The sequence below is a fragment of the Oceanitalea stevensii genome (assembly GCF_014837105.1).
Lineage (GTDB): Bacteria > Actinomycetota > Actinomycetes > Actinomycetales > Actinomycetaceae > Oceanitalea > Oceanitalea stevensii.
In genome coordinates this window covers 36505-51832 of the sequence record NZ_JACSPO010000013.1, presented here as the reverse complement: position 1 = coordinate 51832, position 15328 = coordinate 36505, and the positions used below count along the sequence as shown (strand labels likewise).

The following is a 15328-nucleotide window of genomic DNA, read 5'->3' as shown; positions in this document are numbered from 1 at the left end:
GTGAGGGCCATGCGGATCGTCCAGCTGACCTCGACGAGCGCGGGCGGCGTCGCCCGGCACGCACGTCAGGTCGCCGGACTCCTCGCGGACGCGGGGGAGGAGGTGCTCCTCGCCGGCCCGGCCGACGTCGTCGCCGAGTCGCCCGTGCCGGTCGCCGTCGTCGACATCGCCGACCGGCCGCGGCCCAGCGACGTCGCGGCCCTCAAGCGGCTGCGCGGCGTGCTCGCCGGCACCGACCTCGTCCACGCCCACGGGCTGCGCGCCGGGGCCGCCGCCGTGCTCGCCACCCGCGCGATGCGGGGACGCCCCGCCGTCGTCGTCACCCTCCACAACCTGCCCGTGGGAGGCCCCAGGGTGCAGGCGGTGGCGGCCGTCCTCGAACGCGTCGTCGCGCGCGGCGCCGACCTCGTCCTCGGGGTGAGCGGCGACCTCGTCGCCCGTGCCACCCGGCTGGGCGCCTCCGCGCAGCGGGCCCTGGTCCCCGCACCGGCCCGTACCGAGACCGGCCCGCTCGACGACGCCGCCCGGCAGCAGCTGCGCGCCTCGCTCGGCCTCACGCCGCAGGAGCGGTTCGTCCTCACCGTCGGGCGCCTGGCCCCGCAGAAGGGCCTGGGACTCCTCGCCGACACCGCTGCCACCCTCGTGCGCAGCGGCGCGCCCGCCTTCCGGTGGGTCGTCGTGGGGGACGGGCCACTCGCCGGTGAGCTCGCCGAGCGCGTCCGCGCCGAGTCGCTGCCCGTCGTCGTCGCCGGCCGCCGCGACGACGTCACCGCCCTCAACGCCATCGCCGACGTCGTCGTGTCGACGAGCACCTGGGAGGGGCAGCCGCTCGCCGTGCAGGAGGCCCTGCAGGCCGGGGCCGCCGTCGTCGCGACCGACGTGGGCGGCACGCGCGAGGTGACGGCCGACGCCGCCGTCCTCGTCCCGCCGCAGGCCGAGCAGCTCGCCGCCGCCGTCGCCCGGCTGCTCACCGACGACGCCGAACGGGCCCGGCTGAGGTCCGCGGCGCGGGAGCGGGCGAGCCGACTTCCCACCCCCGAGGACGTCGTCGCCCAGCTCCGCGACGTCTACGCTCGAGCCGTAGTGCCGCAGCGCACTCGCGGTACGGACCGGACCCGACCGACCGACTGATAAGGTGGAACTCCGTGGTCACCCTTCACCGCACTAGCGGCGACAAAGTCCCTCGGCACATCTTCGTCACCGGTGGTGTGGCGTCATCCCTCGGCAAGGGCCTGACGGCCTCCAGCCTGGGCCAGCTGCTCCGGGCGCGCGGTCTGCGCGTCACGATGCAGAAGCTGGACCCCTACATCAACGTCGATCCCGGCACGATGAACCCCTTCCAGCACGGTGAGGTCTTCGTCACCGAGGACGGGGCGGAGACCGACCTCGACATCGGTCACTACGAGCGCTTCCTCGACGTCAACCTCTCCCGCGCCGCCAACACGACCACCGGTCAGGTCTACTCGACCGTGCTGGCCAAGGAGCGCCGCGGGGAGTACCTCGGCGACACCGTCCAGGTCATCCCGCACATCACCGACGAGATCAAGGCGCGGATGCGCGCCCAGGCGCAGCCGGTCGACGGCGCCCAGGCGCCCGACGTCATCATCACCGAGATCGGCGGCACGGTCGGTGACATCGAGTCCCTGCCCTTCCTCGAGGCCGCCCGCCAGGTGCGACACGACCTCGGCCGCGACAACGTCTTCTTCGTCCACGTCTCGCTCGTGCCGTACCTCAGCGCGAGCGGCGAGCTCAAGACCAAGCCCACCCAGCACTCGGTGAGCGAGCTGCGCAGCATCGGCATCCAGCCCGACGCCATCGTCTGCCGCACCGACCGCGAGCTGCCCGAGGGCGTCAAGGCGAAGATCGCGCTCATGTGCGACGTCGACCGTGAGGCCGTCGTCGAGTGCCGCGACGCCTCCTCCATCTACGAGATCCCCGCGGTCCTCCACAGCGAGGGCCTGGACGCCTACGTCGTGCGCCGCCTCAACGTTCCCTTCCGGGACGTCGACTGGAGCGACTGGGACGACCTCCTGCAGCGGGTGCGCAAGCCGCGCGACACCGTCGAGGTCGCCCTCGTGGGCAAGTACGTCGACCTGCCCGACGCCTACCTCTCGGTCACCGAGGCGCTGCGCGCCGGCGGCTTCCACCACCACGCCCAGGTGGTCATCCGCTGGGTGCCCGCCGACGACTGCGCCGACCCCGAAGGCGCCCGCCGCGCCCTCCAGGACGTCGACGCGATCCTCGTTCCCGGCGGCTTCGGCGTGCGCGGCATCGAGGGCAAGCTCGGCGCGCTGCGCTGGGCGCGGGAGAACCAGGTGCCCACGCTCGGCATCTGCCTCGGCCTGCAGTGCATGGTCATCGAGTACGCCCGCAACGTCCTGGGCCTGGAGAACGCCTCGTCCACCGAGTTCGACCCCGGCACGCCGGACCCGCTCGTCGCGACGATGGCCGAGCAGGTCGACTTCGTCGAGGGCGGCGGCGGCGACATGGGCGGCACCATGCGCCTGGGCAGCTACGAGGCGGTCCTCACCCCCGGCTCCGTCGTCGCCGAGGCCTACGGCGCCACGCGCGTGACCGAGCGCCACCGCCACCGCTACGAGGTGAACAACAACTACCGGGACGCCCTCGCCGAGGCCGGGCTGCAGATCTCCGGCCGGTCCCCGGACTCCTCCCTCGTCGAGTTCGTCGAGCTGGACCGCGAGAAGCACCCGTACTACGTCGCCACGCAGGCCCACCCCGAGTTCAAGTCGCGGCCCACCAAGGCCCACCCGCTGTTCCACGGGCTCGTCGGGGCGGCGCTCGAGCGGCAGCGCGCCACCCGGCTGCTCGAGGTCGAGGGCGACGGCGTCCCCGCCGCCCCCAGCGGCACCGGAGTGGACGAGGCGGGCGTGCCGCGCACGACCGACCTCGTCGACGAGACGCCCGCGCCCGGCGCTGCCGAGCGTTCCCCGGCCTCCCGCAAGGCCGGCGCGTGACGATCGCCGACCGGCGGGACGACGACCGCGAGGTCGTCGCCCGCCGGGTCCTGCACGAGGGCAAGGTCTTCGACCTCGCCGGTGAGGACGTGCGCCTGGGCGCCGACGACGCGGAGCCGGTGGTGCGCGAGTTCCTCGACCACCCCGGCGCGGTCGCCGTCGTCGCCCTGCGCGAGGGGCCGCAGGGGGAGGAGGTCGCGCTCGTCGACCAGTACCGCCACCCCGTGCGCGCCGTCCTCTGGGAGATCCCGGCCGGGCTGCTCGACGTCGCCGGCGAGGACTACCTCGTCGCGGCGCAGCGCGAGCTCGCCGAGGAGACCGACCTGCAGGCCGGGCGCTGGGACGTCCTCGTCGACTACTTCACCTCACCGGGGGGCTCGAACGAGTCGCTGCGCATCTACCTCGCGCGCGACGTCACCGAGGTGCCCGAGGCGGAGCGCCACGAGCGCGCCGACGAGGAGCGCGACATGACTACGCGGTGGGTGCCTCTCGACGAGGCCCTCGCCGCGGTGCACGAGGGCCGGCTGCACAACCCGAGCGCCGTCGTCGGCATCCTCGCCACCGCCAGCGCGCGCGCCGCCGGATGGGCCACCCTGCGCCCCACCGACGCCCCCTGGTTCCGCTAGCCCTCGCCCCCTGCCGCCTTCCCTCGCCGACAGCCGGATTCCTCCGCTCCTACCGCGTCCGCCGACAGCCGGAGCTTTCCCCGTCCCGTCGGGCGGCCGAGGAATCCGGCTGTCGGCGAGGGAGCCGTGGGTCAGCTGTGGGCGGGGAGGGGGCGCGGGTGACCAGGGCGCCGACGGCGTAGACGAGCGCGACGACGGTGAGCGCCGCGCCGAGCATGTGGAGGCCGACGAGGACCTCGGGCAGGCCGGTGAAGTACTGGACGTAGCCGATGAGCCCCTGCAGCAGCGTGACCGCGAGCAGCCAGCCCCAGGCCCGGAGCGCCGGGGCATTGCCCTCGCGGCGGGCGAGCACCAGGCCGACGACGACGAGGACGACGAAGGTCCACACCGACAGCGCGTGGAGCCGCGAGATGAACGCCGGGTCCAGCGCCCAGCGGTACGGCTCGGTCGCGTCACCGGAGTGCGGCCCGGCGCCCGTCGTCACCACGCCGAGGACGAGGAGCACGACACCGACGAGCACGGCCAGCCCGCCGACGGTGCGGAAGCGGCCGGAGGACGCGGCCCGGGCGGGCGCGTCGGGCGAGGCGAGACGCAGCAGCAGGTAGGTCGAGACCGCGACCAGGGCCAGCGAGATGAGCATGTGTGAGCCGACGATCGCGGGGTGGAGGTCCACCCACACGGTGACGCCACCGACGAACGCCTGGATGGCGATCCCGATCAGCGGCAGCAGCGCGAGCCGCTTGAGCGATGCAGGCCGCGAGGCCGTCGGCCGGCGCCGGTACACCGCCCACACGAGGGCGAGCGCGATGACGCCGAGCACCCCGGTGAGTGTCCGGTTCCCGAACTCGATCGCCTGGTGGAGGTCGCTCTCGCCGTGGAACGTCGGGGTGAAGGAGCCCGGCTGGCACATCGGCCACTCGGAGCAGCCGAGCCCCGAGCCGGTGAGCCGCACGGCACCGCCGGTGACGATGATCCCGATCTGCGCGACGAGGTTGGCGATGGCCAGACCCCAGGTGAGGCGGTCGACGAGACCGTCGCGGGAGCGGGAAGGTCCGGGAGTGGCGGTGGCCGGGGGTGTGGCCGACGCGGCGGACGTGGGCGTGGATGTCACCGGTCCAGGATACGCGGCCGCCCTGGGCCGGGGCCGCACGCCCCGAGGTGCTCCACCGTCAGAAGAGGGCGACCTCCGGGCCGACGACGAGCAGGTAGAGGACGGCGAGCAGGACGGTGTGGGTGGCGCAGAAACCCGCGGCCTCACGGCGGCTGGCGCGGTTGCCGAAGTGGTCGGTGAGCTTGCGGACGAAGGACCCGGGGTGGGTGACGTCCCAGCTGTTGAAGCGCAGGTAGCGACCCAGGTACATGCCGAAGGTCACGAGCAGCAGGACGGCCGCGACGAGCACCCAGGAGTCGATCCTGGTCATCGGGGCGGAGTCGTTGGGGTAGGCGATGGCGAGGTACATCGTCTGCACGAGCAGGACGTTGAGCAGCGTGTTCATCACTCCGGACACCGCCAGGGACAGGACGAGCACGATGTCGTACCAGAGCGGCACGGCCTCGTCCGGCCGGCGGTGGGAGAAGTTGAGCTCGGTGATGAGGTACGCGGAGTTCGGCAGCAGGAGCAGCCAGGCGACGCCACCGCTGATGATGACCAGCCACACGGCCAGCGTGCTCTCGAGCAGCACCGCGACGAGGAGGAGACCCGTCGTCGCGGCCAGCACGAGCGCCGGCGCGACCGACAGCCCGATGTTCAGGACCATCGGGCGGTAGACCCGGGTGTGGAACGCCGGCCCGCGCAGCAGGACGAGCGCGAGGGCGTAGAGGTTGAGGAGCAGCACGCCGGACGCGAGCACGACGACGGAGGTCATGACGTCCACGGTGCCGGACCGGCGGGGCCGCCGCCACGGGCTCGGCTGTCCTCGAGGTGGTGGCGGGAGGCCAGCCCCGGCAGTCCCCGGCCGTGCTCGGTCGCGAGCGTCGCCACGAGGGCGACGACGGGGAACGCGGCGAGCAGAGGCCCGACCCAGCCTGCCGCGGAGGGGAGGAGCTGGAGGAGCTGGAGCAGCCCGTAGCCGCCGATGCCCCCACCGAGGCGGAGCAGCCGCGCCGCCACCGGCGGCAGTGGACTGCCCGTGTAGCGCAGCCGCACCGCGATGTCACCGACGGTCCGCCCGGTGGCCAGGGTGACCACGAGCCACACGAGAAGCGGGACGACGACGCCGACGGTCGTGGAGATGTGGCCCTCGAGGGCGGCCGGTCGGTCATCGAGCACGTAGAGCAGGAGGGCCTGCACCACGATCGCCGCCCCGGCACCGACGAGGGTGAAGGCGAGCCAGTCGCTGACCATCGCGAGCAGTCGGCGGGGCACGGTGACCGGCCGGGGAGCCTCGGGCGCGACGACGCTGTTGCGCCCCCAGTGCCGGCGCGGGACGACGAAGGCCAGGACGGACCCGAGGACGGCTCCGGTGGTGTTGGTCAGGAGGTCGTCGACGTCGAAGACCCGGTAGGCGCAGGGGTAGAGCCCCCAGACACCGGTGAGCTGGGTGAGCTCGACGACGGCGGAGGTGGCGAGGCCGCCGACGGCGGCCACGGCGACGCCCCGCCCCCCGAGCAGCCGCGCGAAGAAGCCCAGCGGCACGAAGAGCAGGACGTTGAGCGTGATCTGCATGACCGCCGGGTCGGTGAGGGCGGCGAGCGGCCGCCCCTGGGCGCGGTCGACCGCGGCACCGATCTCGTCGAGGAACGCCAGCGGGTCGAGGTTCGTGGGCATGCACCGGATGGCCGCCGGGTCCGGCAGCGGGAGCAGGGTGTACGTCCAGATCGCCCAGAAGTACACGAGGGCCGCCGCCCACGCGATCGCCCGCGGCACCGAGAAGGAGCCGCGGCGCCGATAGCTGAGCGCGACGAATCCGACGAACAGCACCGCGCCCGCGCCCAGCCCGAGCACGACCGCGATGGCTCCGAGCATGAGCTGGTCGTCCACAGCCGTGAGTGTGCAGCACCGACGGCTGCCGTGCCGAACGGGCCGGTGGGGCGAGACGCGCCTTCCGACCGCGCGGCCGCGCGCCTACCCTGGGACGCATGACGGACACGCCTGTGCTCGAGCCCGCCCACCTCGTCGCCGACCCCGGCCCCACCGCGCCGGTGACCGTGGACGTGCGCGCCGCCGTCGAGGACATCGCACGGGCCGCCAAGACCGCCTCCCGGGTGCTCGCCACCGCCACCCGCGCGACCAAGGACGCCGCCCTGCACGCCATGGCGGACGCGCTCGTCGCGTCCTCCGCCCGCGTCGTCGAGGCGAACGCCGAGGACCTCGACCGCGGCCGCGCGGGCGGCATGAAGGAGTCCCTCCTCGACCGCCTCGCCCTCACCGACGAGCGCATCGCCGCCATCGCCGACGCCCTGCGCGAGCTCGCCGCCCTGCCGGACCCTGTCGGTGAGGTCGTGCGCGGCTCCACCCTGCCCAACGGCCTCACCCTGCGCCAGGTGCGCGTGCCGATGGGCGTCGTCGGGATGATCTACGAGGCCCGGCCCAACGTCACCGTCGACGCCGCCGGCCTGGCCCTGAAGTCCGGCAACGCCGTCATCCTGCGCGGCGGCTCGGCCGCGGCCTCCTCCAACGCCGTCATCGTCGAGGTGCTCGGCGAGGCCCTGGAGGCACAGGGGCTGCCCGCCGAGCTCGTCCAGTCGATCGACGCCCACGGACGCGCGGGCGCCGTCGAGCTCATGCGCGCCCGCGGGCTCGTCGACGTCCTCGTCCCGCGCGGCGGCGCCGACCTCATCCGCACCGTCGTGCGGGAGTCCCTCGTGCCGGTCATCGAGACCGGCGTGGGGAACTGCCACGTCTACGTCGACGCGGACGTCGACGTCGCCCAGGCCGTCGCGATCGTGCTCAACTCCAAGACCCAGCGCACCGGGGTGTGCAACGCGGCCGAGACGCTCCTCGTCCACCGCGCCGCTGCCGCGCAGTTCCTCCCGGTCGCGCTCGCAGCGCTCGGGGAGGCCGGCGTGCGCATCCACGCCGACGACGACGCCGCCGCCCTCGCCCCGCAGGGCGTGGACGTCGTCCCCGCGACCGACGAGGACTGGGCCACCGAGTACCTCAGCCTCGACCTGGCCGTGCGCGTCGTCGACGACCTCGACGCCGCCATCGAGCACATCGGACGCTGGTCCAGCGGCCACACCGAGGCGATCTGCACCACCAGCCTGCGCGCCTCGGAGCGTTTCACCCGCGAGATCGACTCCGCCGCCGTCATCGTCAACGCCTCCACGCGGTTCACCGACGGCGGACAGTTCGGGCTGGGCGCGGAGATCGGCATCTCCACCCAGAAGCTCCACGCTCGCGGCCCCATGGGCCTGGGGGAGCTCACCACCACCCAGTGGGTCGTGGTCGGCGACGGCCACGTGCGCGAGTAAGGTCCCTACGGCCCCACCTCCCCGACCGTGGGAGACTGGACAGCACGTCTCGACGGAAGGAAGCCGACACCATGACGAGCTCGCTCGTGAACCTCGCCCAGCAGACCGAGGAGCACGCCAACCACCTCCCGATGCCGGCGATCATGTACGGGATCGTCGCCTTCGCGATCCTCCTGCTCCTGCTGCTGGTGACGCTCGCCTACCGCAACGTGCACACGCGCCGCCGCTGAGCATGACCCAGCACCAGGCGCGGCGGATCGGCGTCATGGGAGGCACCTTCGACCCGATCCACCACGGCCACCTGGTGGCCGCGAGCGAGGTCGCCGACGTGTTCTCGCTGGACGAGGTCCTGTTCGTCCCCACCGGCGAGCCGGTGTTCAAGCAGGACCGCGAGGTCACCCCCGCGGAGCACCGCTACCTCATGACGGTGGTCGCGACGGCGTCCAACCCGCGGTTCACCGTCTCGCGGGTGGACATCGACCGGCCGGGGCTCACGTACACGATCGACACCCTGCGCGACCTCAAGGCCGCCTTCCCCGACGCCGAGCTGTACTTCATCACCGGCGCCGACGTGCTGCCGGAGATCCTGTCGTGGAAGGACGTCGACGAGCTGTGGACCCTGGCCCACTTCGTCGGGGTGAACCGTCCGGGCCACCAGCTCGACGACACCGGCCTGCCGAGCAGCGGCGTCTCGCTCATGGAGGTGCCCGCGATGGCGATCTCCTCCACCGACTGCCGCCGCCGCGTCCGGGAGGACATGCCCGTCTGGTACCTCGTGCCCGACGGCGTGGTCCAGTACATCCACAAGCACGGCCTGTACCGGTCGCCGGTCCCCTCCGGCGCCGGTGTGAAGCCGCCCAGCCGTGAAGGAGGACGAGCCGATGACTGAGGGGACGGACCGTCCCGCGGGGGAGCGCCGCCGTCGCCGGGAGGCCGAGCGCGCGGCCGCCCGCGCCGCCGAGCAGACCGGTGCCAACCGGCCGCTGACCCGCCGTGAGCTGCGCTGGCAGCAGGCGGAGGAGGCCGCGCGCCTCGAGGCGATCGCCACCGGCGAGCTGCCGCTCGGCCAGCAGCACGAACGCCCGGTCCCGCCGCCGATGACGACCCCCGAGTCGGCGCCGTCGGCGGGCTCCGCGCCGTCGGCCGGTTCCGCGCCGTCGACGTCCGCCGCCCCCACGCCGGAGCCCGGGTCCGCCCCGAGCGCACCCTCCGCCCCGGCGAGCGGGACGACGGCGGTCTCCGCGCCGTCGCCGGCCGGCGCGCCGTCGGCCGCCTCCGCCGCCTCCGCGAGCGGCGCGCGGGCCGGCTCCGAGCAGCCGCGGATCCCCAGCCGCCGCTCCCTGCGGGAGCGCGCGCCCGAGCCGGACATCGCCGAGCGCCCCCAGGAGCGCACCGCGACCGGCCGGCGACCGGTCGTCCGCACCCCGAGCACCGCCCAGGGCATCCGGGCGCTGGACGCCACCGGCCAGCTCACCGGGATCCAGCCCGTCGTCCGCCCGGACGCACCCGGCTCCCAGCCCACCGCTGCTCCGGCCGGCCCCGAGCCGGCCACCGGCCCGGCGGTCTGGTCCGAGCGCGCCACCTTCTCCCTCGACCTCGACGGGCCGGCCCGCGCCGCCCGTGCCGCGCTGCCGGAGCCCGTCACGGCGGAGAGCGCCGAGGAGGCCGAGGACGACGTCCCGCTGCGGCCCCGGTGGGTGGCCATCGACGCCGTCTCCGGCGCCAGCCCCGACGCCGCCGCCGGCACCGCGCCCTCGCGCCGCTCGCTGCGCGACGGCGACCCGGCGCCCGAGCCCGACCCCCAGCCCACTCCCGCGACGCGGGCGCCCCAGGAGCACAACCCCGCGGTGACCGTCATCAAGGTCGCCGTCCTCGTGCTCGTCGCCGCCATCATCGGCGCGCTCATCTGGCTGCTCGCCACCGACGCCTTCGCCGGCTCGGCCGACGCCTTGACCACCACCATCACCACCACACAACCCGAGGAGTCCAGTGCCAGCTGACGAGAGAGCCCGCCACCTTGCCGTCGTCGCCGCCCGCGCGGCCGCAGAGAAGAAGGCCGAGGAGATCGTCGCGCTCGACGTGAGCGAGCGCCTCGTGCTCACCGACGCCTTCGTCGTCGCGTCGGGGGCCACCGACCGCCAGGTCCGCGCCATCGTCGACGGCGTCGAGGAGGCCCTGCACGGCGAGGGCGCCAAGGCGATGCGCAAGGAGGGCGTCACCGAGGCCCACTGGGTGCTGCTCGACTACGGCGACATCATCGTCCACGTCCAGCAGACCGAGGACCGTGAGTTCTACGCCCTCGAGCGCCTGTGGAAGGACTGCCCCGTCATCGAGCTGCCCGCCGACCTCCACGGGCCTGCCGAGGAGGACGACGCCGGCGCCACGGCATGACCGCCCGCACCATCGTCCTGTGGCGGCACGGGCAGACCGACTTCAACGCCTCCGGGCGGCTGCAGGGCCAGTCCGACATCGCGCTCAACGCGACCGGCACCGCCCAGGCCGAGGCCGCCGCCGCCCGGATCGCGGAGCTGGGGCCCACGCGCATCATCAGCTCCGACCTCCAGCGCGCGCTGGCGACGGCGGCGCCCCTCGGTGAGCTCACCGGCCTGCCGGTCGAGCCCGAGCCGCGGCTGCGCGAACGCTCCTTCGGCTACTGGGAGGGCCTGACCCAGGCCGAGATCCGGGAGGGCTGGCCGACCGCCTTCCGCGCCTGGCGGCAGGGGGAGGAGCCGGAGGGGATCGAGGCGGACACGCGCGTGGACGTCGGGCGCCGTGTCGCCGCAGCGCTCCTCGAGACGGCCGGTGAGGTCGAGGACGACGGCGTGCTCGTCGCCGTCGCCCACGGAGCGGCCATCACCCTGGGGCTCACGCACCTGCTCGACCTGGACTCCGGGGCCTGGTTCGGGCTCGGCGGCCTGGACAACTGCGCCTGGGCGCTCGTCGCGCCGAACCCCGGCCGGCGCCCCGGCTGGCGGCTGACGGCGCACAACCTCAGCGCCTGAGCAGTGTGGTGCGCACCACGGCCTGGCGATTGGTCAGCGAGGTCCGCCGTCGTCTAGACTCGGTGACGCAGCAAGGGGCTATGGCGCAGTTGGTAGCGCGCTTCCATGGCATGGAAGAGGTCGGGGGTTCGAATCCCCCTAGCTCCACAGTTGGTCAGAGGCGCGGCACCCATCGGGTGTCGCGCCTCTGGCGTCTGTGCACCGCAAACCGCTCCGCACCCCGCGCGTCCTTGGCAGACTCGTCCTCGACCGCGCCCGCCGGAGGAGGAGCCCGCGATGACCGCACAGGCCGAACTGGTCGAGCGCGTGCGCGCCCTGCTGGCCGGTGAGGAGCCGGTCCGCGAGGTCGCGATGTTCGGCACCCGGTCCTTCCTCGTGCGGGACAAGCTCCTCGCCGGCGCGCTCAAGGACGGCGGCCTGCTCGTGCGCGTCGCGGCCGACCGCCACGAGGAGCTCCTCTCCCGGCCCGGCGCGGCGCAGGCGGTCATGGGGCCGGGCCGCGACATGGGCCCGGGCTGGGTCGAGGTCGCGGCCACCGCCCTGTCGGGGGACGGTCTCGCGGCGTGGCTCGACGTCGCCCTCGAGCACAACCGGGCCGCCACCGGGCCGCCCGGGCGCTGAGCCGGCCCGCACCGCAACGCCGGAGCGGTACCTCAGTCGCAGCCGGGCGCGGCCGGTGCGCCGGCGAAGCGCTCGGCCGTCCACGCGAGCAGCTCGGGGACGAGAGGGGAGTCCGCCGCCACGAGCGAGAGGTGGTCGCGGCCGCCGTAGGTGCGGTGGTCCACGGTGGCGCCGCGCGCGCACAGCCGCCCGACGTAGCCGTCCTGCACGGCGGGCGTGATGAGCGTGTCCGCCCCGCCCTGCGCGAGGAGCACGGGCGCGGCCGGCGGCGGGGGCTCGTTCTGCGCCAGGCGTGCCCCGAAGGGTCCGGAGGCGGGATCGGCGGCGAGCAGGGTCGGCTCACCGGCCAGCGCGAGGGCGGTGAGGACCGAGACGAGCACGCCCGGCGGCTCGAGGCAGCGCCCGGCCATCTGCCGCAGCACGGGTTCCGCGCCCGGGCGGACGTACTGCCGCCACGTGACGTCGTCGTACTCGGCGGCGTAGGCCGCGGCGACGTACGAGGCGAGCACGCTGCCCCCGGTGACACCCTCGAGGCTTCCCACGAGGCCGCGCAGGTCGCTGGCCGGCGCCAGGGCGGCCACGCCCGCCAGCTCGACGTCCGGCGCGTACTCCTCCTGGAGGACGCCGCTCCACAGGGCGGCACCACCTCCCTGGGAGTGTCCCCACGCCACGGTGCGGTCGTCGAGGTCGACGAGCTCCCGGGCCGCGCGCACCGCGTCGAGGGCGGCGTGGGCGCTGTCCGGGCCGACGAGGTAGGGGTGCGGCCCGCGGGTGCCCAGCCCGATGTAGTCCGTGGCGACGAGCGCCCACCCCGAGGCGAGGACCTCGGGCAGGACGAGCAGCGCGCCGGACGCGAAGGGCTCGGCCGACAGCGACGGCGCACAGTGCTCGGCGACGCCGGTGGTGCCGTGGTGCCAGTCGACCACCGGCCACGGCCCCTCACCCTCCGGGACGACGACCAGCCCGCTCGCGAGAGCCGGCTCCCCGTCGCCGCGGGTCGTCGTGTACAGCACCCGCCAGCCACGGGCCCCTTCCGGGACGTCCCGGGTGAGGTCCTCCGCCCGGACGAGGCGTCCGGGCTCGTCGGGGACGTCGCGCGGGGCGGCGTAGAAGTCGTCGGTCACCGTCGACCCCTCGCGGAGCGTGCCGCTGAGGAGCGCGGCCCCCGCGGCGACGGCCACGGCGGTGAGCGCCGCGACGGCGCGCATCCGGGGCCGGCGGCGCGGCGCACGCCGGGTACCCGACCAGGCGAGCGCGACGCCACTCATGACGAGCCGCGCACCGAGGGCGACGGCGGTCGCCAGGGAGGTGATGTCCGGCCAGAGCAGGGCGAGGAGGCCGAGGACGACGCTCGCGAGACCGAAGGCGCCGTCGGTGAGCCGGTCGGCGCCCGCCCGGCCCCGCCGGAGCGCCGAGACGAGGAGGAGCACGCCGTGGACGAGGAGCGCGACCGCGACGACGACGGCGAGCACCCGGACCGTGAGCCCGGGCAGGAGGAGCACGACGACGCCCGCGAGGACCCAGCCGCCGGCTGCCGCAGCAGCGCGTGCCCGGTCCCCCGGGGAGGCACCGACGAGCTCGACGACGCCCTGGAGGACGAGCCCGGCGCCGAGCAGCAGCGCGAGGGCGCCGAGCGAGGACGTGGGCCGCAGCACCGTGAGGACCCCGAGCGCGGTGACCGCGACCGCGAGCAGGAGCCGTCCCCAGCGCGGGACCCGGTCCAGGGCACGGGCGGCACGTCGCAGGACGGGGCGGGAGCTCACCGCCCCACCGTAGTGGCGGGCGCGGGCGACCCGGGTGCACCTCCCCGGCTGGAGGTCGCGCTCGAGCAGGACCGGGCGGTCACCGCGTGAGGGCCTCGCGCCGGGCCGGCCGGCGTTGCCGGCTAGGTCTGGCTCGCCGGCCCGGTGCGGCGGCGGCGCAGCACGAGTCCCTGCCACACGAGCAGCGCGGCGACGGCGAGGACGACCCAGGTGGCCCCGCCGTACCGCGGCGAGACGAACAGGCCGAGGGCGGCGCAGAGCGCCGCGGCCGCGAACGTGACGATCTCGGACACCCCGGGACGGGCCTGCTGGTTCATGACGGTTCCTCTTCTCGGACGGACGGACGGACGGGCGGGTCAGGTCACCTGGTAGCGGCGGAAGCGGTGCGCCCCCACGAGCGCGACGGCAGCGGTGAGGGCGAGCATGAGGATCAGCGCCGTGCCCTGCTCCAGCGCGCTGCGTCCCATCGCCAGCGACATCACCGTGCCGCCGCTGGCGGCGTCCGCGATGCTGCTGGGCAGGTAGTCGGCGGCCCCGCCGGGCAGGGCGATCCGGAGCATCGGCTCGACGGCCTGGCTGAGGACGACGACGGCGACGACGGCGACGAGCTGGTTGCGCACGAGGGCACCGAGGCCGGCGCCGATGACCGCCCACAGCGTGAGGGTGGCGACGGTCCCCCCGAGCCCCTGGGCCACGGCCGACTCCCCGAGGTGCGGGCTCAGTCCCTCCGTGGCGAGGAGGGCGGCGGTCGTGCCCACGCTCGCCGCGAGCGTGGCGGCGCCGAAGACCAGTCCGGACAGCGCCGCCGCGAGCACCTTGGACAGGTACACCGCGCGGCGGTCGGGGTTGGCGAGCAGGGTCTGGGCCATCGTCCCCGTCTGGTACTCCCCGGTGACGACGACGATCCCCGCCACGAGGGTGAAGACGTAGGTGATGCCCGCGCCGAGGCTGTACACGGCCTTGACCCCGGCGACGCTCGACAGGTCGAGCGGGGACTGCTCGAGGTGGAGTCCCGACAGCAGGAGCACCGCGACGAGCGCGGTGGTGCACAGGACCATGGCGGCGCCGATGGCCCACCAGCTCCACGTCGTCGTGAGCTTGCGGAGCTCCGAGGACAGCTGCGCCACCATCATGCCGCCACCTCCCGCTGCCGGGTGAGGGCGAGGTAGGCGTGCTCGAGGTCCCGCTCGCCGCCCTCGGGGGCGGGCACCGAGTCCAGCAGCTCGGCGAGACCGCCCTGGTAGAGCACCACACCGTCGCGGATGAGGAGGACGTCGTCGACCATCCGTTGCGCCTCGCTGAGCAGGTGGGAGGCGACGACGACGGTCCGGCCCTCGCGCGCGAGGTCGCGCAGCGTCCGGCGCAGCCACAGGATGCCCTCGGGGTCGAGCCCGTTGGACGGCTCGTCGAGGACGAGGATCTGCGGGTCGCCGAGCAGCGCGGTGGCCAGGGACAGACGCTGCTTCATCCCCAGCGAGTACGTCCCGACCCGGCGTCCCGCTGCGCCGGACAGGCCGACGAGCTCGAGCAGCTCCTCCACCCGCTCGGGGGACGCTCCGGCCAGGCCGGCCCAGCACCGCAGGTGCTGGCGCCCGGTACGTGAGGCCGCGAAGGCCTGGCCGTCGAGCGAGGCGCCCACGGTCGTCAGCGGTGACTCGAGCTCCGCGTAGGGCACGCCGTGGATCGTCACGCCGCCGGAGCTCGGCTCGAGCAGGCCGAGCAGCATCCGCAGCGTCGTCGACTTGCCCGAGCCGTTGGGGCCGAGGACGCCGACGATCCGTCCGCGGTGGACGTCGACGTCGATCCCGTCGACCGCCCGCACGTCGCCGAAGTCGCGGCTGAGCTTGCGCGCCATGATCACCGGCACGGTGGCCTGCGTCGGCTCGTGCCGGCTCGTCGCGCTCGTCGTGCTGTCCATGGGTTCGTCT

17 protein-coding genes and 1 tRNA gene are annotated in these 15328 nt (G+C 74.6%); 11 read left to right on the top strand and 7 right to left on the bottom strand.

Features of this window, described 5'->3' with window-relative positions:
- Nucleotides 1-9: 9 nt before the first annotated feature.
- The 3 genes from H9624_RS14985 to H9624_RS14975 are packed head-to-tail and all read left to right on the top strand — an operon-like array spanning nt 10 to nt 3601.
- Complete coding sequence (locus H9624_RS14985; protein WP_251840705.1) at nt 10-1131, top strand: glycosyltransferase family 4 protein; 1122 nt, start codon at nt 10-12, stop codon at nt 1129-1131.
- Between the two features lie 14 nt (nt 1132-1145).
- Complete coding sequence (gene pyrG / locus H9624_RS14980; RefSeq protein WP_251840704.1) at nt 1146-2975, top strand: CTP synthase; 1830 nt, start codon at nt 1146-1148, stop codon at nt 2973-2975.
- On the top strand, nt 2972-3601 hold the full coding sequence (locus tag H9624_RS14975; RefSeq protein ID WP_251840703.1) for an NUDIX domain-containing protein: 630 nt from the start codon (nt 2972-2974) through the stop codon (nt 3599-3601). Before pyrG ends, H9624_RS14975 begins: the two co-directional genes overlap by 4 nt.
- Before the next feature lie 49 nt (nt 3602-3650).
- Here the strand turns inward: H9624_RS14975 and H9624_RS14970 are convergent, their stop codons facing one another.
- The 3 genes from H9624_RS14970 to H9624_RS14960 are packed head-to-tail and all read right to left on the bottom strand — an operon-like array spanning nt 3651 to nt 6581.
- Complete coding sequence (locus tag H9624_RS14970) at nt 3651-4712, bottom strand: COX15/CtaA family protein (protein WP_251840702.1); 1062 nt, start codon at nt 4710-4712, stop codon at nt 3651-3653.
- Between the two features lie 58 nt (nt 4713-4770).
- Nucleotides 4771-5466, bottom strand: coding sequence for a DUF1361 domain-containing protein (locus tag H9624_RS14965; protein ID WP_251840701.1), 696 nt, complete (start codon nt 5464-5466; stop codon nt 4771-4773).
- Nucleotides 5463-6581, bottom strand: a complete 1119-nt coding sequence (locus tag H9624_RS14960; protein WP_251840700.1) for a VanZ family protein — start codon at nt 6579-6581, stop codon at nt 5463-5465. The genes H9624_RS14965 and H9624_RS14960 overlap by 4 nt, the downstream gene beginning before the upstream one ends.
- A 98-nt stretch (nt 6582-6679) precedes the next feature.
- On the opposite strand from H9624_RS14960, the gene H9624_RS14955 reads away from it, so the two are divergent.
- The 8 genes from H9624_RS14955 to H9624_RS14920 all read left to right on the top strand — a co-directional run bounded on the left by H9624_RS14955 (nt 6680) and on the right by H9624_RS14920 (nt 11637).
- Nucleotides 6680-8014: a glutamate-5-semialdehyde dehydrogenase gene (locus H9624_RS14955; protein ID WP_251840699.1), complete on the top strand. Its 1335-nt coding sequence runs from the start codon at nt 6680-6682 to the stop codon at nt 8012-8014.
- 71 nt (nt 8015-8085) lie between these two features.
- Nucleotides 8086-8244 (top strand): hypothetical protein, encoded by a 159-nt coding sequence (locus H9624_RS14950; protein ID WP_251840698.1) that lies wholly within the window; start codon nt 8086-8088, stop codon nt 8242-8244.
- 2 nt (nt 8245-8246) lie between these two features.
- Complete coding sequence (gene nadD / locus H9624_RS14945; RefSeq protein ID WP_251840697.1) at nt 8247-8903, top strand: nicotinate-nucleotide adenylyltransferase; 657 nt, start codon at nt 8247-8249, stop codon at nt 8901-8903.
- Nucleotides 8896-10014, top strand: coding sequence for a hypothetical protein (locus tag H9624_RS14940; RefSeq protein WP_251840696.1), 1119 nt, complete (start codon nt 8896-8898; stop codon nt 10012-10014). The genes nadD and H9624_RS14940 overlap by 8 nt, the downstream gene beginning before the upstream one ends.
- The gene (rsfS, locus tag H9624_RS14935) at nt 10004-10405 is read left to right on the top strand and encodes a ribosome silencing factor (RefSeq protein WP_251840695.1); all 402 of its coding nucleotides are present in this window, start codon (nt 10004-10006) and stop codon (nt 10403-10405) included. Before H9624_RS14940 ends, rsfS begins: the two co-directional genes overlap by 11 nt.
- Nucleotides 10402-11016, top strand: a complete 615-nt coding sequence (locus H9624_RS14930) for a histidine phosphatase family protein (RefSeq protein ID WP_251840694.1) — start codon at nt 10402-10404, stop codon at nt 11014-11016. The genes rsfS and H9624_RS14930 overlap by 4 nt, the downstream gene beginning before the upstream one ends.
- A 74-nt stretch (nt 11017-11090) precedes the next feature.
- Nucleotides 11091-11163 (top strand) — tRNA-Ala (locus tag H9624_RS14925).
- 129 nt (nt 11164-11292) lie between these two features.
- Nucleotides 11293-11637: a TfoX/Sxy family protein gene (locus H9624_RS14920; RefSeq protein ID WP_251840693.1), complete on the top strand. Its 345-nt coding sequence runs from the start codon at nt 11293-11295 to the stop codon at nt 11635-11637.
- 32 nt (nt 11638-11669) lie between these two features.
- Here the strand turns inward: H9624_RS14920 and H9624_RS14915 are convergent, their stop codons facing one another.
- The 4 genes from H9624_RS14915 to H9624_RS14900 form a co-directional block, all read right to left on the bottom strand.
- Nucleotides 11670-13400, bottom strand: coding sequence for a lipase family protein (locus H9624_RS14915; RefSeq protein ID WP_251840692.1), 1731 nt, complete (start codon nt 13398-13400; stop codon nt 11670-11672).
- 122 nt (nt 13401-13522) lie between these two features.
- Nucleotides 13523-13717 (bottom strand): hypothetical protein, encoded by a 195-nt coding sequence (locus H9624_RS14910; protein WP_251840691.1) that lies wholly within the window; start codon nt 13715-13717, stop codon nt 13523-13525.
- A gap of 39 nt (nt 13718-13756) precedes the next feature.
- Entirely contained in the window at nt 13757-14533 is a 777-nt protein-coding gene (locus H9624_RS14905) for an ABC transporter permease subunit (RefSeq protein WP_251840690.1), read from the bottom strand.
- The gene (locus H9624_RS14900; RefSeq protein ID WP_251840689.1) at nt 14530-15318 is read right to left on the bottom strand and encodes an ABC transporter ATP-binding protein; all 789 of its coding nucleotides are present in this window, start codon (nt 15316-15318) and stop codon (nt 14530-14532) included. The genes H9624_RS14905 and H9624_RS14900 overlap by 4 nt, the downstream gene beginning before the upstream one ends.
- Nucleotides 15319-15328 lie beyond the last annotated feature (10 nt).